Here is a 20,437-nt window from a genome sequence, read left to right as displayed (position 1 = left end):
TTTTTTCTTTGATTTTGCGGATGTCCCAAAGTCTTTGGTCCCTTGTGCTGGTGCTGGCCCTGGTGTTTTTCTGGGCCATTGGCGCCTACAACCGGCTGGTGCGCCTGCGTGCTGCCGTGGGCACGGCCTTTGCCGCGCTGGAGCCGCTGCTGCGCGAGCGCCTGGCGTGGGTCAAGAGCGTGCTGCCACCGGCCGATCCATCGCCCGATGCCCCCGCAAGCACCCTGGACGAGTCCCAGACGCAAGCCTGGGCGCGCCTGGGTGCCGCCGGCGACCAGCTGGCCCTGGCCCTGGCGCCCGTGCGCAGCCAGCCCGTGAGTGCCCGCGCGGTGCGCAGCCTGGCGCAAGCCCAGGCGGCCCTGCAGGCGGCATGGGTCGCCGTGGCGCCCGCCGAGGCCGGGCCTGCCTTGCAGGCTCAGTGGGACCGCTTGCGCCACCAGGAACTGCCCTTGACGGCGGCCTTCAATGAAGCCGTGCGCGCCTACAACGCCGCGGCCACGCAGTTTCCGGCCATGGTGATGGCGCGCTTGTGCGGCTTTCGTCCCGGGCAGGTGCTGATACCGGCCGAGGATGACCGGCCATGAGACCCCCTGTGTCAACCCCCTGTTGTTTGAAGCACGAGCTGAGCGCCGCGGTGGCGAGCCCGGTCGCCGGGTTGGCGGTCGATCCAGGCGCGCCGGGCCGCTCCCAGGCGCGAATCCCGCAGCGCGCAGCGCGGAGGGCGTGTCATTGAGCGCGCCGCAAGGGCGTGCGCTGGCCGACGAGCCCGCGCGCGCACCGCCGCTGTGGCAGCTGATTCAGGCCGTGGCGCGCCTGGTCGAGGCCGTGCAGGCCGGCCAGTCGCTGACCCGCCTGCTTGAGGCCGTACCCCCGGCGCTGCGCGGCGGCGCGCAAGCGCTGGGCTTTGCGGTGTTGCGGCGGCTGGGCACGGCGCAGGCTGTGCGCCGCCAGTTGGCATCGCGCCGGCCCGCGCCCGCCGTCGATGCGCTGCTGTGCACCGCGCTGGCGCTGTTGCTGGCCGAGGGCGAGGTGTCCTACAACGCCTTCACCGTGGTCGACCAGGCCGTCGAGGCCGCCAAGCGCCAGGCCGATACGCGGCGCCAGGCCGCCTTTGTCAATGCCTGCCTGCGCCGGTTTCGGCGCGAGGCCGATTCCTGCCTGGCGGCGGTGGCGGGCGACGCGGTGGCCCGCTGGAATCACCCCGCGTGGTGGATCAGCCGCCTGCAGGGCGACTATCCGGATGACTGGGCCGCCATCCTGGACGCCGACCAGTTGCCCGCGCCGATGGATTTGCGCGTCAACCTCCGGCGTGGCTCGGTGGCGGCGTACTGCGAGTTGCTGGCCCGGCACCAGATCGCCGCCACGCCGCTGGGCGCGGCCGCCGTGCGCCTGGCGCGCCCGCGACCCGTGCGCGAGCTGCCGGGCCTTGCGCAGGGGCTGGTGTCGGTGCAGTCGGCGACGGCGCAGCGCGCCGCCCCCCTGCTGCTGGAAGGCCTGCCGGCGACGCCCCTGCGCGTGCTCGACGCCTGCGCCGCGCCGGGCGGCAAGACCGCGCACCTGCTCGAATGCGCGCCGCAAGCCCGTGTCACGGCACTCGAGCTCAATGCCGAGCGCAGCCAGCGCATCTCCGACAACCTCGCCCGTCTGGACCTGAGCGCCGAGGTGCGCGTGGCCGATGCCGGTGACGTGGGCGCCTGGTGGGACGGCGCGCACTACGACGCCATCCTGCTGGACGCGCCGTGCAGCGCGTCGGGCATCGTGCGCCGCCACCCCGACGTGCGCTGGCTGCGCCGTGCGAGCGACATCGCCCAGCTGGCTGCCGAGCAGGACCGCCTGCTGCACGCGCTGTGGCCGCTGCTGGCCCCGGGCGGGCGCCTGCTGTATTGCACCTGCTCGGTGTTTCGCCAGGAGGGCGCCGAACGCATCGAGGCGTTTGCCGCACGCAACAGCGACGTGCTGCGCTGCCCCGCACCGGGGCATTTGTTGCCCGGGCGCGACGGTCTGGGCGGCCGCGTTGGTGACAATGGGGCCTGTGATGACGATGGCTTCTTCTATGCCCTGCTGCAAAAGTCGCCCGCCTGACAGCGCCATCCGGCGCCGAATGCTGGGCGGGCTGTTGTCGAGCGCCGCGCTGGGCCTGGCGGGCCTGGCGCAGGCTGCCGCGCCTGGCGTGGACGAGTTGCGGGTCGAACGCGGTGATGAAGGGCTTTTTCTCTACGCACAACTGAGTTTCGAGCTGGCGCCCTCGGTGCAGGACGCGTTGCTCAAGGGCATTCCGATCTACTTCGTGGCCGAAGCCCGCGTGCTGCGCGAGCGCTGGTACTGGTTCGACCAGCCCGTGGCGTCGGCCCAGCGCTTCACGCGCATTGCCTATCAGCCGCTCACGCGCCACTGGCGCATCAGCACCTCCAGCGAGCCGCTGGTGGGCGCGGAATACGGCCTGGGCCTGACGCAGCAGTACGACTCGCTGGACGAGGTCATGGGTGCGGTGCAACGCATTGCCGGCTGGAAGATCGCCAATGCCGCGGAGCTGTCCGGCGGCGGTGTTCAGGTCCTGCAATTCCAGTTCCGGCTGGACGCCAGCCAGTTGCCGCGCACCTTTCAGCTCGGGACGGTGCGCCAGTCCGACTGGCACCTGCAGCTCGAGCGGCGCCAGGTGCTCAGCGCGGAGCGCGGCTCGTGACGGCGCCGGCCGACGACCTGGCGCTGCCCGGGCGCAGCGCCGTCACCCGCTGGTCGCTGCGCGTGGCCGCCGCCGTGATGCTGCTGGGCGGCGTGGTGCTGATCTTCCTGCTGGTGCAGGCCACCAACAACCGCCTGCTCTACGAGCGCTACTACACCCGCCTGCTGTGGGTCAATATCGCGGCCGCCGCCGTGCTGGCGCTGGTCATTCTGTGGGGCGTCTATCGGCTGCTGTCGCGCCTGCGGCGCGGCAAGTTCGGCAGCCGGCTGTTGATCAAGCTGGCGGCCATCTTCGGCCTGGTGGGCGTGCTGCCGGGCCTGCTGATCTACGTGGTGTCCTACCAGTTCGTCTCACGCTCCATCGAAACCTGGTTCGACGTGCGGGTCGAGGGTGCGCTGGAGTCGGGCCTGACGCTGGCGCGCACCTCGCTGGAGACGCAGGCGCGCGAGTTCGGCAACCAGTTGCGCAGTGCCACCGCCCAACTGGCCGACGTGCCCGACGGCGCCGCGGCCTTGCCGCTGGAGCGGCTGCGCACGCAAATTGGCGCCACCGACGCCAACCTGTGGAACAGCTCGGGGCGCCTGCTGGCCAGTGCCGGCGTGTCGCGCTTCGAGTTTTCGCCGGTGCGCCCCTCGGCGCAACTGCTGCGCAACGCCCGCGCGCTGGGCGTGGCCACGCAGATCGAAGGCATCGACGACCTGGCCTCGCCCGTGCCCGGCGCCGCGCCGCCGACGGCGCGCATTCGTGCCCTGGCGGTGGTCGGCGGTCGCTCGCTGGGCCTGGCCGACGAGACGCGCCTGCTCGAGGCCGTGCAGCCGCTGCCCACCACCCTGGTTGAAAACGCGCTGGCCGTGCAGGAGGCCAACCGCGAATACCAGGAGCGCGCCTTGGGCCGCCAGGGCCTGCGGCGCATGTACATCGGCACGCTCACGCTGGCGCTGTTTCTGGCCGTCTTTGGCGCCGTGCTGCTGGCGGTCCTGCTGGGCCAGCAACTGGCCGCGCCCCTGCTCATGCTGGCCGACGGCGTGCGCCAGGTGGCGGCCGGCGACTTGCGGCCCAAGGTTATCCTGCCCGGGCGCGATGAGCTGGTCGGCCTTACGCGCTCGTTTGCCGACATGACCCGGCAATTGGCCGACGCCCGCGCGGCGGTGGACACCAGCATGCGCGCGGTCGACACCGCGCGCGCCAACCTGCAAACCATCCTGGACAACCTGACGGCCGGCGTCATCGTGCTCGACCACGCCGGCGTGGTGCAATCGGCCAACCCCGGCGCCACCCGCATCCTGCGTGCGCCGCTGGCGGCGGTGGTCGGCCAGCCACTGGCGTCGCAGCCCAAGCTCGAAGGCTTCGCGCGCGACGTGCAACAGCAGTTCAGCGCCTTCGAGCAGGCCCTGGCCGAGCACGGGCCCGACCACTGGCAGCAGGCGTTCGAGCTGCACGGCGCCACCGAGGGCGCCAATGCCGACGCCGTCTCGCTGGTGGCCCGCGGCGCGAGCCTGCCGGGGGGGTTGCACCTGCTGGTGTTCGACGACATTTCCGAGATCGTCTCCGCGCAGCGCACCCAGGCCTGGGGCGAGGTGGCACGGCGCCTGGCGCACGAGATCAAGAACCCGCTTACGCCCATCCAGCTGTCGGCCGAGCGGCTGGAGCGCCGGCTGGCCGACAAGCTGCCCGAGGCCGACCGCGCGCTGCTGGTCAAGTCGGTGCGCACCATCGTCGAGCAGGTCGACGCCATGAAGCGCCTGGTCAACGAATTTCGGGACTACGCCCGTTTGCCGGCCGCGCAACTGGCGCGCATGGACTTGAATGCCCTGGTGGCCGACGTGCTGCATCTGTACGGGACGGCCGCCGACGGCACGGCGCACGAGAACGCCGTGCCGCTGCGCTTCGAGCGCGACGACGCCTGCCCGCCCATCCTGGGCGATGCTCAGCAACTGCGCCAGGTCATCCACAACCTGGTGCAAAATGCGCTGGACGCCTCCAGCGGGGTCGACAGACCACCGGCCGGCGGCGACGGTGCTGGGGTGCTCATCCGCACGCAGTGGGTCGAGGCCACGCAGCGCGTGCGCCTGTCCGTCATCGATCACGGCCATGGCTTTCCCGAGGCCATCCTCAAGCGTGCCTTCGAGCCCTACGTCACCACCAAGGCCAAGGGCACCGGACTGGGCTTGGCGGTGGTCAAGAAAATTGCCGAGGAGCACGGCGCGCGCGTGGATGTGTCCAATCGCATCCACGATGGGCAGGTCACCGGCGCGCAAGTATCATTGACATTTGAGCCGGCGGCGCAGGCCGCCCATCGGGCACACGCTGCAAGCGGCTGACATCACGAAGGAAACATGCTTACCCATGGCCAATATTCTGGTGGTTGACGATGAGCTGGGCATTCGGGATCTCCTGTCGGAGATCCTCAATGACGAGGGTCACACCGTCGAACTCGCCGAAAACGCCGCGCAGGCCCGCGCCGCGCGCCAGCGCGCACGTCCCGACCTGGTGCTGCTCGACATCTGGATGCCCGACACCGACGGCGTGACCCTGCTCAAGGAGTGGCGCGGCACCGGTCTGCTGACCATGCCCGTCATCATGATGAGCGGCCACGCCACCATCGAGACCGCGGTGGAGGCCACGCGCATCGGCGCGCACGCGTTTCTCGAAAAGCCCATCACGCTGCAAAAGCTGCTCAAGAGCGTCGAGCACGCGCTGGCGCGTTCGACGCCGCCACCGCCCGAGGCACCGGTGCGCGAGGTCGAGCCCCGTGCGCCGGCCGTTGCCACCGACGCCGAGCTCACGGTCGAAGCGGCGATGACCGGCGGGCAGACGTTGCCCCAGGCGCTCGACCTGTCGCCCCAGCCCCAGCGCTCGTTCGAGCTGGACCAGCCTCTGCGCGAGGCGCGCGACGCGTTCGAGAAGGCCTATTTCGAGTTTCACCTGGCCAAGGAGGGCGGCTCCATGACCCGCGTGGCCGAAAAAACCGGCCTGGAGCGCACCCACCTCTACCGCAAGCTCAAGCAACTGGGCGTCGACTTGGCGCGCGGGCGAAAAAGCAGCCAGGCGACGGCTTGAGCGCGCCAGAAACCCGATATAATCTCGCGTTTTACGGCCCGGTAGCTCAGTCGGTAGAGCAGAGGACTGAAAATCCTTGTGTCGGTGGTTCGATTCCGCCCCAGGCCACCATACAAGCCCGCATGGGCACTGAAAACCCCGCTAGCAATTTCGCAGCGGGGTTTTCTTTTTCCAGCCCGTGTAACCGCTGTGTAGGCACCGGGGCGAGGTTTTGCACCCGTCGGTGGGCCATCGCGGCGCGTTCGCAAAAAAGCCCGCACGCGGCGGGCATGAAAAAGCCAGTCTCTTCAAGACCGGGGGCGATCCTGATGAACTCCGAGGCAAAACGCTCCGGTGCGACCGGCTTGCGTGGTGACCGTCAGTTGGAACCCGCAGGGCGTCAAGTAGCGGATAGGCCGCGCCGGGGGATCGCGGGCAAGATCTCATCAGGCGTGGCGTTTGACCCAGTTGCGCAACACGTCATTGACGCGGGTTTGCCAGCCTGCCCCGGTCGCGCGCAGGCGCTGCACCGTGTCGACGTCCAGGCGCATGGTCACCTGAATTTTGGTGCCACTGCCCAGCGGGCGGCCCCGGCGTGCCTGTGGCTTTACCGCCTCCCATTCGGCATCGGTAAACGGGCGTGCGTCCGGGTCGGCTTGGGCGGCGGCGGAAATGGCTGCATCTTCCGCAGGCGTCGGCAGGATGGTTCCGGGTTTAAGTTTCGGCATAGCGTGTCACCTCGCGGCGGTTGGCTTTCCTCAGACTGATGATGCGGCGCTCCGTGGGCTTGCCCTCGGGGCGGTCGGTGAACACCACGGCCATGATGCGCGGGCCGATGTATCCCAGTGTCGCCATGCGCGGTTCGCCATAGTCGTGGCGGTGGTCAGGCCATACCAAAGCGGTTTCCCACTCGAAGCCCGCAGCATCAGCAAGCGATACACCATGTCTGGCCCGGTTGGCTTCGTCCTTGTCCGGGTCGAACGTGATGTTCATGGCTTTATTGTAGTTGCGTTTATTCGTTTTTCAGGGATTTTTTGTCGTTGCGTTATTTGGCGGCGCTGCCCACTGCCCACTGTCAGCAGCTTGCCGGGCTTCTTGCTGGCGATGAACTTCACGGCGACCCGCTCCAAAATCCACACGTCGAACCGTTCGTGGTGCAGGCGCAGCAAGTCCAGCGGGCGCACGCGGCAATGCTTTTCGGCGGTGGCGCTGGGCTTGTGGCCCTGAATCTGCGCCACCACGCCGGCAGGCAATTCCAGCCGCTCGGCCAGACTGCCGAAACTGCGGCGCAGGCCGTGCAAGGTCACGTCAACACCAGTCACGGCGCAAGCGGCGGGGTTCGCGCGCGTGGGTGCTTGTGGGCTTGTCGCCACGGGTGCCAGCAAACACGAGAGCGCCACGGTGGGGCAGGCCGGCAATCAGGCCGCGCACGCAGGGCGTCAGGAGGACAACGCGGCTTCGTGGTCCGGTGGGCGCGTGCTTTTTCGGGCGTTCTGCCGCAGGGGATCAACGGTGCATGGCGCGGCGCGGTTTCAGCTTTCGTTTTGCATCAGCGACGCCGTCAAGCGCTCGAGCCCGCCCGTCATCTGCTTGTGGCGGTGCAGCACCACGTAGCAGGGGCGCCGCATGCGCGGCAGCGTGGTGGGCACGCGCGCGAGCCGCCCGGATTTGACCAGGTCGGCCACCACCCATTCGGACAGGCAGGCCAGCCCCAGGCCCTCGGCGGCGGCGTGCTTGATGGCTTCGGAGTTGCCCAGCTCGATGCTGCGGCGGTAGGCGCGCAGGTGCGGCAGCAGCTCGAGGTCGGTGGCCACGCGGGTGCCCGAGCCGGCCTCGCGCAGCAGCCAGACCTGCTGGCGCAGCACGCTGACGGGCACGGCGGTCGCCTGGGGCTGCAGCTGGCGCGCCAGCCGGGGCGAGGCCACGATGATCAACTCGTCGCGCAGCCAGGGACGCGTGTGCAGCAACGGGTCTTGACAAGGGCCTTCGATCAGGCCGATGTCCAGCGTGAAATCGGCCACCGCGCGGCAGATTTCGGCCGTGTTGCCGATCTTCACTTCGGCATGCCACTCGGGCGGTTGCGCGGCGTACCAGGGCGCCCAGTGCAGGCTGAGCCAACGCGGCAGCACGTAATTGCCGATGGTGGTGCTGGCGCCGATGCGCAGGGCGTCGGGCGTGTCCAGCTCGCCGCGGGCGGTGCGTTGCAGGCTGGCGGCGCCGTCCAGCAGCGACCGGGCGCGCGGCAGCAGCGAGCGTCCGTTGCTGTTGAGCTGCAGGCGCTTGCCCACGCGGTCGAACAGGGGGGCGTCCAGCACGCGCTCCAGCTCCTTCAGGGCGGCGCTGGTGGCCGACTGCGACAGGCCGATCGCGTCGCCGGCTGCGGCGGTGCTGCCGGCGTGCGCCACGGCGGCAAAGATTTGCAGTTGCCGCAGCGTCAGGTGCAAAGGATCCATGACTGCATTATCAATCGGCAAAACAGTTTGATCATACAAAAATCATTCGTTGGACAGATTGATGGCCGATTTCTACAGTGCGGGCTGTGCATGGTGATGCACGTGATCGCAACGGAGTGGAAATGTCTGTCTTGTCGAGAACGGCCGGGTTGGCCGGATGGGATGCGGGAAGCCGCCTGCTGCCGGGGCTGGTGCTGAGCGCCGGCCTGGGCTGGCTGGCGCTGCGCCTGGCCGAGCACGCCTGGGTGCAGGCTGCGGGCTTGAGCGGGCTCAGCCTGGCCATCGTGCTGGGCATGGTGGTGGGCAACCTGGGGTATGCGCGCATCGCCGTCCACGCAGAGCCAGGCGTGGTGTTCTCCAAGCAGAACCTGCTGCGCCTGGGCATCGTGCTGTACGGCCTGCGCCTGACGGTGCAGGACGTCGCGCAAGTGGGCGCGGCCGGCGTGCTGATCGACGCGGCGGTGGTGTGTGGCACCTTTGTGCTGGCGGTATGGCTGGGCACGCGCTGGCTGGGGCTGGATCGGCAGGCCGCCATGCTGATCGGCGCCGGCAGCTCGATCTGCGGCGCGGCGGCCGTGCTGGCGGCCGAGCCGGTGGTCAAGGGCCGTGCCGAGCAGGTGACGGTGGCGGTGGCCACGGTGGTGGTGTTCGGCACCGTGGCGACGTTTCTGTATCCCGCGCTCTTCGAGCTCAACCGGCACTGGGGGTTCATGGCCGGCGGCGAGCATGCGTTTGGCGTCTACATCGGCTCCACCGTGCACGAGGTGGCGCAGGTGGTGGCGGCAGGCAATGCCGTGAGCGCCGCCGCGGCCGACACGGCCGTGATCGCCAAGATGGTGCGCGTGATGATGCTGGCGCCGTTTCTGATCGGCCTGTCGGCCTGGCTGGCGCGACACCCCGGCGCGGATCGACGCGCGACCGGGGCGGCCCGCCCGAGCGCACCGCGCGTGACGGTGCCCTGGTTTGCCGTGGGTTTTGTCGCGGTGGTGCTGTTCAACTCCCTGCAATGGCTGCCGGCGCCGGTGACGCGGGCGGCGACCGAGCTGGACAACCACCTGCTGGCCATGGCCATGGCGGCCCTGGGCTTGACCACCCACGTCAGCGCCATCCGCAGGGCGGGCGTGCGTCCGCTGCTGCTGGCCCTGATGCTGTTTGGCTGGCTGATGGTGGGCGGGGCGCTGCTCAACCGGCTGGTGCTGGGCTGAAGCACAAAGGGACAGCCGGACGCAAAGCCGAACGGCCGGACGCAGAGGACGCAAAGAATTCGCAAAGGGCGCAGAAGAATCCAAATTCGCCGCTGCCGATTTGATAGCTGCCTGCGCTTGCAAAAAAAGGCCTTTCGGCCAATCAAGCTCAGTTGACGGTGTTTTGGCGTTCTTTGCGTTGCCTTTGCGCTCGGCTGCCTTCAACGCCCATCCAGCAGATCGCGGGCGATGATCTCCTTCATGATCTCGGACGTGCCGCCGTAGATGCGCTCGATGCGCGCGTCGCTCCAGGCGCGGGCGATGGGGTATTCGTGCATGTAGCCGTAGCCGCCGAAGAGCTGCAGGCACTCGTCGGTCACGCGGCCCAGCAGCTCGCTGTGCCACAGCTTGCCGGCGGCGGCGCCCACGGCGTCCAGTTCGCCGGCGAGGTGGCGGGCTAGCAACTGGTCGCAATAGGCCCGGCCGGCGGCCAGGTCGGCGGCCAGCGCGCCCAGCTTGAAGCGGGTGTTCTGAAAATCGGCCAGGCGCTGCCGGAAGGCCTGGCGCTCCTGCACGTACTGCACGGTCCAGTCGAAGGCGGCTTCGGCGCGGGCCTGGCACTGCACGCTGATGAGCAGGCGCTCTTGCGGCAGCTTCTGCATCAGGTACTTGAAGCCCTTGCCCTCCTCGCCCAGCAGGTGGTCGGCCGGAACGCGAACGTTGTCGAAGAACAGCTCGGCCGTGTCCTGCGCGTGCTGGCCGATCTTGCGCAGGTTGCGCCCGCGCGTGAAGCCGGCCATGCCATCCTGCACCACCAGCAGCGACACGCCGTGCGCGCCCTGGCTGGCGTCGGTCTTGCAGGCCACCACGATCACGTCGGCGTTGTGGCCGTTGGTGATGAAGGTCTTCTGGCCGCTCAGCACGTAGTGATCGCCATCGCGGCGCGCCTGCGTGCGCATGCCGGCCAGGTCGCTGCCGGCGCCGGGCTCGGTCATGGCGATGGCGCTGATCGACTCGCCGCGCACCATCGCGGGCAGCAGGGCGCGCTGCAAGGCGGGCGCGGCATGCGCCGTGAGGTAGGGCATGACGATGACGGAGTGCAGGGCAAAGCCGGGGCCGGTGGCGCCGATGCGGCCCAGCTCCTCGGCCACAATCATGTCGAACAGCAAATCGGCCCCGTGGCCGCCCTGCGCCTCGGGCAGCCAGCAGCCCAGCAGGCCCAGCTCGCCGGCGCGCCGCCACACGGCGCGCGGCACGCCGTGAGCTTCTTCCCAGGCGGCGTGGTGCGGCGCGATTTCCTTTTCGCAAAAGCGGCGCACCAGCGCGCGAAAGGCGTCGTGCTCGGTGCTGAAAAGGGGGCGGGGTGTGGGATTCATGCCCGGCACTGTAGCCAAGGCGGGGGGGCTTGTCTGGGACACCTTGGCGATACGCCTAGGAGGCTGTCGGACTTGGAAATCGTTGGCTGCAAATCGACTGCAGCGGCCCATTTTCCACCGTCTTTTTGCCCATTAGCTCGGCTAGTGGGCTGCAAATCCGGCAAAAACTGTGCTCGCTGGGGCCGATTTTCGCTATCGACGTTCCGAGTCCGACAGCCTCCTAGGGAAAGTCCCGAAGGGCATTCATGCTATTTTGGTTGATGACCTTGCAACGCAATCAAGCACCGCTGCCCGACCCCACCGATTCCTACGCTTTCCTCATGCGGGTGGAGGTGCAGTACTGCACACCCCGCTGGGGCATGCTGTGCCCCAAACGCTGGGCGCGCATGCTGGCCACCGACGACGCGCGGGTGCGGGTGTGCGGCAGCTGCGGCTGCGAGGTGACGCTGTGCCGCACGTTCGAGGAGTCCTGCGAGCTGATCCGCCGCAGCCCCATGGCCATGATGGCGTGCGCGCCAGAGCACTTCGTGGAAGAAGTCAGAATCAACCGCGACCCGAAGTGGTACCGGCAAAGGCGGCGGGAGAAGGGCGCACCGGGCCAGCGCAAGCGCTCGCAGTGAGCGCCGCAAGGCGGAAATTGAGCGAGAATTCACCCCTGATTTTTTTGGATGTTGACATGAACTGAACACCCCGATGGCATGAGCTGGAAGCGTTGCGCGGGGACAGGTGCGCCTGTTTGCACCGCCTGCGTCGCGCTGGTTTTCACCATGCCAAGGAGTGTTCATGTCGACGTTTCAGTTTCTCGAATCCCAATCCCCCGACCCCGTCGAGCGGGCGCTGGCCCGGCGCGTCGCCGCCGTGCTGGAGCACCCGCGCCTGACGCGCGCGCAGCGCGAGGCGCAGGTCAAGCAGGCGCAGCGGGAGCTGCTGGCCCACCGCCAGCAGGTGCAGCGCCAGCGCCTGCTGGCCTGGGCGCAGGGCCTGCCGGCATCGCTGGTGGGCGCGGCCGTCAGCGTGCAGGTGTGCGCCGGGCGCGTACAGCTGGGGCTGCGCGGCGCGCGCCCTGGTTTTGTCTGGCAGGACGCGGGCGCGGCCCCGCCGGAGCTGGGTGAGGCGGTGGCGGCCGTGCCGCTGGCGCGCGCGGGCAAGCCGGCGCGTGCGGGGCGCAAGGCCGCCATCGACCCGATCGCCGCGCGGCGGCGCGAATTGCGGCGCACGCCCGACAAGCCGGCGTGAGCGCGCCGGGCCGCTCCCAAGCGCGAATCCCGCAGCGCGCAAGCGCGGAGGGTAGTCCAGTGAGCGCGCCGGGCCGCTCCCAAGCGCGAAACCCCGCAGCGCGCAGCGCGGAGGGTAGTCCAGTGATCCGGGGGGCGCGCACCGGATCAGCTGCGGCGGTACATGCTGCTGGTGGTGCGGCCCAGCCCGGCGGCGTGCAGGCGCGCCAGCGTGCCGCCGGCGTGGGCGTGGGTGATGGCCAGGCCCAGCGCGTCGGCGGCGTCGGGGCCGGGGGCTTGGGGCAGGCCCAGCAGGCGCTGCACCATGGCCTGCACCTGCGCCTTGGCGGCCTTGCCGTGGCCGGCCACGGCTTTTTTCATTTGCAGCGCGGTGTATTCGGCCACCGGCAGGCCGCAATGCACCAGCGCCGTGACGCAGGCCCCGCGCGCCTGGCCCAGCAGCAGCGTGGCTTGGGGGTTGACGTTGACGAAGACGATCTCGACCGCGGCGGCCTGCGGTTGAAAACGGGCGTGCACCTCGCGGATGCCGTCGAACAGCAGCTTCAGCCGCGCGGGCAAATCGCCCTGGGCGGCGTCGTGCGTGCGGATGACGCCGCTGGCGACATAGGCCAGGCGCGGGCCGTCCACGTCGAGCACGCCAAAGCCGGTGGTGCGCAGGCCGGGGTCGATGCCCAGAATCCTCATGGCAGCTCGGCGCGCTTCATGCGCGCGACGATCGTGGCGGCGCGCTGGTTGAGGTAGGCCGAGCGCGGGCGCTGCTCGAAGTAGCGCGGGCGCGGCAGCATGACGGCCAGGCGGGCGGCCTCCCACGCGCTCAGTTGCGCGGCGCTCTTCTTGAAGTAGTGCTGCGCGGCGGCTTCGGCGCCGAACACGCCGGTGCCCCACTCGACGTGGTTGAGGTAGATCTCCAGGATGCGGCGCTTGGACAGCAGGCGCTCGAGCGCAAAGGTCAGCACCAGCTCCTGGCCCTTGCGCAGCAGGGTGCGCTCGCCCGACAGCAGCAGGTTTTTGGCCAGTTGCTGGGTGATGGTGGAGCCGCCGCGGATCTTGATGGGGCGCGCCGGCAGGTTTTGCTCGGCGCGGGTGGCTGCTGCCTGCTCGGCCTTGGCGTTGCGCTCCCAGGCGCGCTCCATGGCTTCCCAGTCCACGCCGTCGTGGTTGGTGAAGCTGTCGTCCTCGGACGCGATCACCGCGCGCTTCAAGGTGTCGGCGATCTGGTCATAGTCGCGCCAGTGCTGGCTCCAGCGCAGGGGGCCGTCTTGGGCCAGGCGCCAGGCCTCGGAGCGCTCGAAGGTGGTGGACTGTGGGTCGATCACGGCCATCAGCGCGATGCGGCTGATGAAAAACAGTTGCAGCACCAGCGCGGCCGCGGCGGCCAGCAGCAGCCAGCGCCCCACGTGGCGCATCAGCGCACCCCACTGCGGGTGGCGCCGATCTCGTCGGCCTGCAGCGTGGTCTCCAGCGTCTGTTCGTGCGTGAAGCGAAAGCGCGCGGTGACGTCGAACTGATCGGTGTCCTTGCGCATGGCCGGCGTGAAAGGGCCGAAGGGCGCGGCCTTTTGCGCGATCGCCTCGGCCAGGCGGTCGAGCATGCGGTCGCCCGAGCCGCGCACCACGCGCGCGTCCAGGATGCGCCCGTCGTGGTTGATGAGCAGCGCCATCAGCAGCTCGCCATACAGCTTGCGCCCGGCCACGTGCGGAAAGTTGGCGGTGCCCACCTGCTCGATCTTGCGGCGCATCTCGTCGTAATAGGTCGCGTAGGTGGCGCCCAGGGTGGCGGGGCTGAGAAAGCGCTTGCGCGGGCGGCTGTTTTCCTCTTGCACGCGCCGCTCGATGGCGGCCAGCAGCTTTTGCAGTTGCTGGCGGCGGTCCTGGTCGGCCCGGGCCTGCGGATCGTTCTGGATGCGGGCCGGATCGGGCGCGGGCAGGGCGGCCAGTTGCTGGCGCACCTGGGCCAGCAGTTGCTCCTGCTGTTGCAGCATGCGCTGGATTTCGCGCTGGCTTTGGTCGAGCGCGGCGTCGCCCTCGGCCTCGCGCGCGCTGGGGGGCAGGGGCGTGCTGGCGATGCGCGCGTCGCTGGCCTCGCCGCCGCCGGCCAGGTTGTGCTGGGCAATGGCCTGGGCCTTGACGGGTTTTTCATCGCTCTTGGCGTTGACCAGCACCACGTCGAGCGTGTTGTTCTCGAACACGCGCCGGAGCCCTTGCGGGTCGACGAAGCGCACCGTCAGCACCACCGCGTGCAACAAGATCGACAGGCCCAGCGCCCACTGCAGGGTGCTGAAGCGGCGCAGCGAGGGCAGGGTGGGGCGCAGCGCCAGTGTCATGCGGGGGTATCGCCGGCGGGCTCGGCTTCGTTCATGTCCACCGCGATGGCCAGCGGGCCGGCGTCGGCGTCCTCGTCGTCGGGCGTGTCGCTGGCGGCGACGGGCAGCGTGTCGGCCAGCACCTCGAGCACGGTGCCGTGCACGTCCAGCGCGATCGGGTCGGTGTTGCCCAGCCTGACGCGCACGCGCGCGCCGCGGGTCAGGGCTTGCGCGCCCATGACGGTGAAGACCAGGGGCAGCTCGTCGGCGCGCACCAGCCAGGCGCCACCGGCCTGCTCGCGCAGCAGGCTGGCCGTCAGCTCGGTGGCGCCGTGCTGGCACAGCCATTGCAGCGTCCAGAAGCGCTCCATGGCGGCCTGGTGGCCGTTGTAGGCCGTGTAGGCCGCGTCGAACGCGCTGATGATGGCGAACAGCTGGGCGTCCTTGGGCTTGAAGGGCGCGGCCAGCGCGGCGGCCGTGCCGTGGCGTGCGGCGGCGATGATCTGCCACTGGTTGACCAGATCGACATAGCGGCGCAGCGGCGAGGTGCTCCAGCAATAGCTGGGCACGCCGATGCCCGCGTGCGGCAGCGCCTTGGCCCCCATGCGCACCTTGATGCCCGGCAGCAGGCTGGCCTGGCTGCGGTAGATGGCAGGCACGCCCAGGCCCTTGAGCCATTCGCCCCAGCTGCTGTTGGCCAGGATCATCAGCTCGGCCACCATCAGGTCCAGCGGCGCGCCGCGCTGACGCGGGGTGATCTGCACCTGCTCGTCGCCCGTGGGCGCCTGGCCATCGGCCACGCCGACCAGCTTGAAGCTGTAGTCCGGCCGGTTGAAGGTTTCGGGCTTGCCGCGCACCTGCTCGCGCTTGGCCTTCAGGTGCTGGGCCAGACGATATAAAAACGATAGCTGCTCGCGCTGGATGGGGGCGGGCAAAGCCCCGGTTTGGCTTGCGTCATGGGTGCCCGCCAGCCATTCGGGCGTGATGAGCGCATCGAGCTGGTCGTGGCGCAGGTTGGCGACGATGGGCACGCGCTCGATGCGCGTCTCGCTGGCCTGGATGGCCAGGCTGGCTTCATCGAGCGTGACGTACAGCGACACCGCCGGCACATCCTGCCCTTCGGCCAGGGTGCAGGCCTGCACCACGTCGTCGGGCAGCATGGTGATCTTGTAGCCCGGCATGTAGACGGTGGACAGGCGGTTGCGGCCCACGTCGTCCAGCGCATCGCCGGGCGCGATCGCCAGGCCCGGCGCCGCGATGTGAATGCCCAGCTCCACGGTACCCGTGCCCAGGCCTTGCAGCGACAGCGCGTCGTCGATCTCGGTGGTCTGCGAGTCGTCGATGGAGAAGGCCTGCACCGGCGCCAGCGGCAAATCCTGCGGCAGGGCCAGGGGCGGCAGCGGCGGAAAGTCGGTGCCCTTGGGGAAGTTCTCGAACAAAAAGCGCTGCCAGTGAAACTGGTAGGCCGAGGTGATCGCGCCCGCCCGCTGCAGCAGTGTCAGCGGCGCCAGCTGCGTGGCGCGCGCGGCCTCGACCACGGCCTTGTATTCGGGGGCGTTCTTGTCCGGCCGGAACAGGATCTTGTAGAGCTGCTCGCCGATGGGCGCCGGGCAGCGGCCGGCCGCCAGCTCGCCCGCCCAGCCGGCGATCTGCGCGGCGAGCTGCTTTTTCTTCTCGATGGCCGCCAGCGCCTGCGCCACGATGTCGGCCGGCGCCTTCTTGAAGCGGCCCTTGCCGGCGCGGCGAAAGTAGTGCGGCGCCTGCTGCAGGGCCATCAGGGCGGCGGCCTGCTGCACGGTGTCGGGCGCCGCGCCGAAGTAGTCGGCCGCCAGTTCGGCAAAGCCGAACTCGCCCTCGGGGGCGAATTCCCAGGCCAGCGCCGGGTCGATGTCGGTGGCCTGTGATTCGGCCTGCGCCAGCAGCTCGGCGGGCGCCGGTTTGTCAAAGCGCAGCAGCTGGTTGGCGGCCTTGACCTTGACGCGCTTGCCCGAGTCGAGCTCGACCTGGGCGGAGGCTTCGGCCTCGGAGAGGATGCGGCCGGCCAAAAATTTGCCGGCTTCGTCGAAAAGCATGTACATGGAGGGGATGGATTGTCCCATCAACGGCGGTGGGTGCGCTGTCTGGGGGAGCACAAAACAGGCCGGTGAGCGGGCCGGTGAGCGGGCACGCGGCGCGGCGCTGCGGCCGTCCGGCGGCGGTTTATGAATGAAATCAGGTGTTTGCGCAGGCTCAGCAAGCGCAAACAGCTATCAAATCAGGACTGTTGATCCCGGGCGAGATGCAGGAATTCAATCACCTCGTCGATCAGCGCCGGAAAGTCCGACAGCGCATGATCGCCCCCCTCCAGCAGCCGGATATGCGCACCGGCGTAGCGCACGACCATTTCGCGCCAGGCGAGCACTTCGTCGCCCTTGGCGATGACGGCCAGGATGCGGCTCGGGTCGGCGAGCGGCCCGGCGCGCAGGGCGCGCAGCTCCTCGATGTATTCGGCGCGAAAGAAGAAATTCGCCGCCGGGTCGTGCCAGGCGCTCTGCTCGCCGACGTGCGCGGCCAGGTCGCGCGCCGGATCGACGGCGGGGTTGAGCAGCACCGCGCGGCAGCCGCGCCGCTCGGCCAGCCAGCTGGCGTAGTAGCCGCCCAGCGAAGAGCCGACGACGGCCATGTACTCAGCCGGCCAGTCGGCAGTGCCCTCATCGATCAGCGCCGCGGCGGCGCGGGGCGAGGGCGGCAGTTGCGGACACCACCAGTGCACGGTGGGGTGCTCGGCCTGCACGCGCGCCGCCATCTGTCGCGCCTTGTTGGACTGGGGCGAGGAGCGAAAGCCGTGCAGGTAGAGCAGGTGGGTGGTGGTCATGGCGCGATGCTACGGTGATCGCGCGGGATAATTCGGCCCATGGCGGTTGTATTTGACAAGCCCTCGCTGTGGCAGCGGGTGGCGCCGATGTTGCGCGGTTTCGACTGGTTGCTGCTGGCCGCTGTCGTGGTGCTGGCCGGGCTGGGCCTGCTGGCCATGTACTCGTCGGGGTTCGACCACGGCACGCGTTTTGTGGACCACGGGCGCAACATGCTGATTGCCGCCGGCATCATGTTCGTGGTGGCCCAGGTGCCGCCGCGCCAGCTGATGCAACTGGCCGTGCCGGTTTACGCGCTGGGCGTGGCGCTGTTGGTGGCCGTCGCCCTGTTCGGCATCAGCAAGAAGGGGGCGCAGCGCTGGATCAACCTGGGCGTGGTGATCCAGCCCAGCGAGCTCCTGAAGATCGCCACGCCGCTGATGCTGGCCTGGTGGTTTCACCGCCGAGAAGGGCAAACCCGCCCGCTGGACTTTGCCGTGGCCTTTGCGCTGCTGGCGGTGCCGGTGGGGCTGATCGTCAAGCAGCCGGACCTGGGCACGGCCATGCTGGTGCTGGCCGCCGGCCTGGCCGTGATCTTCTTTGCCGGCCTGCCCTGGAAGCTGGTGCTGCCGCCGGTGCTGATCGCCGCCGTCGGCGTGGCGCTGATCCTGGCCTTCGAGCCCGAGCTGTGCGCCGACGGCATGGACTGGGTGGTGCTGCACGAATACCAGCGCCAGCGCGTGTGCACCCTGCTGGACCCCACGCGCGACCCGCTGGGCAAGGGCTTTCACATCCTGCAGGGCATGATCGCCATCGGCTCGGGCGGGCTGTGGGGCAAGGGTTTCATGCAGGGCACGCAGACGCACCTGGAGTTCATCCCCGAGCGCACCACCGACTTCATCTTTGCTGCCTATTCCGAGGAATTCGGCCTGGTGGGCAACCTGGCGGTGATTGCCGGCTTCATCTTCCTGATCGCGCGCAGCCTGATGATCGCCGCCGACGGCCCGACCCTGTTCGCGCGCCTGCTGGCGGCCAGCCTGGCCACCATCTTTTTTGCCTATGCCTTCGTCAACATGGGCATGGTCAGCGGCATCCTGCCCGTGGTCGGCGTGCCGCTGCCCTTCATCAGCTATGGCGGCACGGCCATGGTGACGCTGGGGCTGGCGCTGGGCATGCTGATGTCGATCGCCAAGGCGCGGCGCCTGATGCAAAGCTGAAGGGCCGCTGCCTGCCGAACGGGCCGCGTGTTTATCATGGCCGATGATCCGGCCAATCCAGAGCGTGTGGGCATTCATGCATCGATCGGGCGCCGGTCTCGCGCCAGGCGCTGCGGCGCTGTGGCGCGGTCGGCTGGCGGGGCTTGGCGTGCTCATCGGGCTGCTATCCGGCTGCGCCAGCCTGCCCACCGACGTGCAGCGCCCGGTGTCGCACGCGCTGGCCCAACCCGGGGCGACGCCGCTGGGGCAACTCGTCAGCCAGCGGCGACCCGAGGCCGTGCGGCCGGACGTGTCGGGCTTCGCGCTGATCGCCTCGTCCAGGGACGCCTTTGCGACCCGCCTGGCGCTGACGCAACAGGCGACGCGCACGCTCGACATCCAGTATTACGCCATCCACGCCGACCCCAGCGCGGCCGAGCTGCTGCGCGCCGTGCGCACGGCCGCACGGCGCGGCGTGCGCGTGCGCATCCTGCTGGATGACTTCAACAGCGCGGGCCACAACGCGCTGGTGATGCGCATGGCCAGCGTGCCCGGCGTGCAGATGCGCATGTTCAACCCGCTGCCCGGCGATCGCGGTCTGGGCATGCTGCGCGCGCTGGGCTCGTTGCACGACTTCCAGCGCATCCAGCATCGCATGCACAACAAGCTGTTCATCGCCGACAACGCCTGGGGCGTCACTGGCGGGCGCAATTTGGGCGATGCATATTTCGGCATCGCCAGCGGCAGCAATTTCGTCGACCTGGACGTGCTGGCCGCCGGCCCCGTGGTGCAGGACATGTCGGCCAGCTTCGACCGCTACTGGAACAACCCTCTGGCCTATCCGGTCGAGACGCTCATCACGCCCGAAGAGCTGGCCCGCTTGGGCGCGACCACCCAGCCGGACGCCAGCGATCTGCCGGCCCCGGGCAACACGCCCCCGCCGCCCCCGCCGATGGATCTGGTCGCGCTGCGGCTGGTGTGGGCACCTGCCGTTTTGCGCGCCGACAGCCCCTTCAAGCTGGTGCCAGGGCACGACGAGCAGAGCGACCCCAGCGTGGTGGGCGACATGCTCGGCCTGATGCAGCGCGCGCTCAACGAGGTGCTGATCGTCTCGCCGTATTTCGTGCCCGGCGCCGACATGATCGAGCAATTTGCCCGCATGCTTCAGCGCGGCGTTCGGGTGCTGGTGTTTACCAACTCGCTGGCCTCCACCGACGCACTGCTGGCCCAGGTCGGCTACGCGCGCCACCGCAAGCAGATGCTGCACCTGGGCGTCGAGCTGTACGAGATGCGCGCGCTGGAACCCGCGCGGCTGACCCGGGCGGTGCTCGGCTCGGCCGCGGGGGGCTCGAGCGGCCGCGGCTCGCGCGCCAGCCTGCATGCCAAGCTGGTCATCGTCGACGAGCGCGTGATCAGCGTCGGCTCGATGAACCTGGACCAGCGCTCGCTGCTGCAGAACTCCGAGGTCGCATTGGTGATCCACAGCCCCGAGCTGGCGCGCCAGGCGGCGGAGCGCTTGCGGGCCGGTCTCGCCGTCGGCGCCTGGCGCGTGGTGCTGACGCCCGAAGGTCGGCTGCGCTGGCTGGCCCCGCCCGGCGCGGATTTCAGCGACTCCGACCACGAGCCCGACACCAGCGTGTGGCTGCGCCTGCTGGCCGATCTGCTGAGCCCGCTGGCGCCCGACGAAATGCTGTAGCTACAACCAGCGGGCGATCAGGCTGGCCAGCAGGCTCAGCAGCACGGTGCTGGCCAGCGGGATGAACCACTCACGTCCGAACAGCCGAAAGTGAAAGTCGCCCGGCAGCCGTCCCAGGCCGAACTTGCGCAGGAAGGGCGCCAGGCCATTGATCAGCACCAGGGCCAGGAAGACGACGATCAGCCAGCGGATCATGGAAGGTTCCTCAGCACTTCAGTGCGGTCTTGCCCCTCGCCCCTTTGGGGAGAGGGCTGGGGTGAGGGGCTGCAGCGTTGGAGTAGTTTGCTGAAGTTTGATTTTGAGTCGGTGCTGCATGCGCTCGCTGGCCGGGATGTGCGCCCGGCGGCGCAGTCCCTTTCTTTGCTTCGCCAAAGAAAGGAACCAAAGAAAGGCGACCCCACTGGCCGTGTCCCTTCGCTTCGCTGCGGGCAGCCTGCGATGC

General features: G+C 69.3%; 21 protein-coding genes and 1 tRNA gene. 11 read left to right on the top strand and 11 right to left on the bottom strand.

From position 1 onward, the window contains the following. Positions 1–20: 20 nt before the first annotated feature. The 6 genes from U1F38_RS15000 to U1F38_RS14975 all read left to right on the top strand — a co-directional run bounded on the left by U1F38_RS15000 (position 21) and on the right by U1F38_RS14975 (position 5,854). Entirely contained in the window at positions 21–584 is a 564-nt protein-coding gene (locus U1F38_RS15000) for a hypothetical protein (protein ID WP_409987875.1), read from the top strand. Positions 585–723: 139 nt separating this feature from the next. Next, positions 724–2,082, top strand: a complete 1,359-nt coding sequence (gene rsmB, locus U1F38_RS14995) for a 16S rRNA (cytosine(967)-C(5))-methyltransferase RsmB (protein ID WP_409987874.1) — start codon at positions 724–726, stop codon at positions 2,080–2,082. A gap of 19 nt (positions 2,083–2,101) precedes the next feature. Further along, positions 2,102–2,683, top strand: a complete 582-nt coding sequence (locus U1F38_RS14990; protein ID WP_409987873.1) for a DUF4390 domain-containing protein — start codon at positions 2,102–2,104, stop codon at positions 2,681–2,683. Then, positions 2,680–5,004, top strand: coding sequence for an ATP-binding protein (locus U1F38_RS14985; protein WP_409987872.1), 2,325 nt, complete (start codon positions 2,680–2,682; stop codon positions 5,002–5,004). The genes U1F38_RS14990 and U1F38_RS14985 overlap by 4 nt, the downstream gene beginning before the upstream one ends. 25 nt (positions 5,005–5,029) lie before the next feature. Continuing rightward, positions 5,030–5,743, top strand: a complete 714-nt coding sequence (locus U1F38_RS14980) for a response regulator (RefSeq protein WP_409987871.1) — start codon at positions 5,030–5,032, stop codon at positions 5,741–5,743. A 35-nt stretch (positions 5,744–5,778) separates the two neighbouring features. Beyond that, positions 5,779–5,854: transfer RNA gene (locus U1F38_RS14975), tRNA-Phe, on the top strand. Between the two features lie 314 nt (positions 5,855–6,168). On the opposite strand, the gene U1F38_RS14970 is transcribed toward U1F38_RS14975, so the two are convergent. From U1F38_RS14970 to U1F38_RS14955, 4 genes are all read right to left on the bottom strand, one after another. Next, positions 6,169–6,450 (bottom strand): BrnA antitoxin family protein, encoded by a 282-nt coding sequence (locus tag U1F38_RS14970; protein WP_409987870.1) that lies wholly within the window; start codon positions 6,448–6,450, stop codon positions 6,169–6,171. Then, positions 6,437–6,715, bottom strand: coding sequence for a BrnT family toxin (locus tag U1F38_RS14965; protein ID WP_409987869.1), 279 nt, complete (start codon positions 6,713–6,715; stop codon positions 6,437–6,439). The genes U1F38_RS14970 and U1F38_RS14965 overlap by 14 nt, the downstream gene beginning before the upstream one ends. Then, positions 6,712–7,023 (bottom strand): hypothetical protein, encoded by a 312-nt coding sequence (locus U1F38_RS14960; RefSeq protein ID WP_409987868.1) that lies wholly within the window; start codon positions 7,021–7,023, stop codon positions 6,712–6,714. The genes U1F38_RS14965 and U1F38_RS14960 overlap by 4 nt, the downstream gene beginning before the upstream one ends. 231 nt (positions 7,024–7,254) lie before the next feature. Next, a complete protein-coding gene (locus U1F38_RS14955) occupies positions 7,255–8,175 on the bottom strand; it encodes a LysR family transcriptional regulator (RefSeq protein WP_409987867.1) in 921 nt (306 codons plus the stop codon). Between the two features lie 122 nt (positions 8,176–8,297). On the opposite strand from U1F38_RS14955, the gene U1F38_RS14950 reads away from it, so the two are divergent. After that, a complete protein-coding gene (locus U1F38_RS14950; protein WP_409987866.1) occupies positions 8,298–9,380 on the top strand; it encodes a YeiH family protein in 1,083 nt (360 codons plus the stop codon). Positions 9,381–9,580: 200 nt separating this feature from the next. Here U1F38_RS14950 and U1F38_RS14945 read toward each other — a convergent pair whose 3' ends face one another. Next, positions 9,581–10,735, bottom strand: coding sequence for an acyl-CoA dehydrogenase family protein (locus tag U1F38_RS14945; RefSeq protein ID WP_409987865.1), 1,155 nt, complete (start codon positions 10,733–10,735; stop codon positions 9,581–9,583). A gap of 266 nt (positions 10,736–11,001) precedes the next feature. On the opposite strand from U1F38_RS14945, the gene U1F38_RS14940 reads away from it, so the two are divergent. Together U1F38_RS14940 and U1F38_RS14935 are read left to right on the top strand one after the other, a co-directional pair. Continuing rightward, positions 11,002–11,355 carry a hypothetical protein gene (locus U1F38_RS14940; RefSeq protein WP_409987864.1) on the top strand — a complete coding sequence of 118 codons (354 nt, stop codon included), beginning with the start codon at positions 11,002–11,004 and terminating at the stop codon, positions 11,353–11,355. Positions 11,356–11,518: 163 nt separating this feature from the next. Beyond that, a complete protein-coding gene (locus tag U1F38_RS14935) occupies positions 11,519–11,971 on the top strand; it encodes a hypothetical protein (protein WP_409987863.1) in 453 nt (150 codons plus the stop codon). 146 nt (positions 11,972–12,117) lie between these two features. On the opposite strand, the gene ruvC is transcribed toward U1F38_RS14935, so the two are convergent. From ruvC to U1F38_RS14910, 5 genes are all read right to left on the bottom strand, one after another. After that, positions 12,118–12,654: a crossover junction endodeoxyribonuclease RuvC gene (gene ruvC / locus U1F38_RS14930; RefSeq protein WP_409987862.1), complete on the bottom strand. Its 537-nt coding sequence runs from the start codon at positions 12,652–12,654 to the stop codon at positions 12,118–12,120. Next, complete coding sequence (gene mtgA, locus U1F38_RS14925; RefSeq protein ID WP_409987861.1) at positions 12,651–13,376, bottom strand: monofunctional biosynthetic peptidoglycan transglycosylase; 726 nt, start codon at positions 13,374–13,376, stop codon at positions 12,651–12,653. The genes ruvC and mtgA overlap by 4 nt, the downstream gene beginning before the upstream one ends. Beyond that, positions 13,376–14,293 carry an energy transducer TonB gene (locus U1F38_RS14920; RefSeq protein ID WP_409987860.1) on the bottom strand — a complete coding sequence of 306 codons (918 nt, stop codon included), beginning with the start codon at positions 14,291–14,293 and terminating at the stop codon, positions 13,376–13,378. Before U1F38_RS14920 ends, mtgA begins: the two co-directional genes overlap by 1 nt. After that, positions 14,290–16,350 carry a ribonuclease catalytic domain-containing protein gene (locus U1F38_RS14915; RefSeq protein WP_409987859.1) on the bottom strand — a complete coding sequence of 687 codons (2,061 nt, stop codon included), beginning with the start codon at positions 16,348–16,350 and terminating at the stop codon, positions 14,290–14,292. Before U1F38_RS14915 ends, U1F38_RS14920 begins: the two co-directional genes overlap by 4 nt. A gap of 176 nt (positions 16,351–16,526) precedes the next feature. Further along, entirely contained in the window at positions 16,527–17,126 is a 600-nt protein-coding gene (locus tag U1F38_RS14910) for a YqiA/YcfP family alpha/beta fold hydrolase (RefSeq protein ID WP_409987858.1), read from the bottom strand. Between the two features lie 39 nt (positions 17,127–17,165). Between U1F38_RS14910 and rodA the strand changes: the two genes are divergently transcribed. Both rodA and U1F38_RS14900 read left to right on the top strand, forming a co-directional pair. Beyond that, positions 17,166–18,320: a rod shape-determining protein RodA gene (rodA, locus tag U1F38_RS14905; protein ID WP_409987857.1), complete on the top strand. Its 1,155-nt coding sequence runs from the start codon at positions 17,166–17,168 to the stop codon at positions 18,318–18,320. Between the two features lie 43 nt (positions 18,321–18,363). After that, positions 18,364–19,995 (top strand): phospholipase D-like domain-containing protein, encoded by a 1,632-nt coding sequence (locus U1F38_RS14900; protein ID WP_409987856.1) that lies wholly within the window; start codon positions 18,364–18,366, stop codon positions 19,993–19,995. Here U1F38_RS14900 and U1F38_RS14895 read toward each other — a convergent pair whose 3' ends face one another. After that, positions 19,996–20,190, bottom strand: coding sequence for a DUF2905 domain-containing protein (locus U1F38_RS14895; protein ID WP_409987855.1), 195 nt, complete (start codon positions 20,188–20,190; stop codon positions 19,996–19,998). Positions 20,191–20,437 lie beyond the last annotated feature (247 nt).

Origin of the sequence: Ottowia sp. (assembly GCF_046348305.1) — a bacterium.
Classification (GTDB): domain Bacteria; phylum Pseudomonadota; class Gammaproteobacteria; order Burkholderiales; family Burkholderiaceae_C; genus Ottowia.
This window is presented reverse-complemented; position numbering and strand designations above follow the sequence as displayed.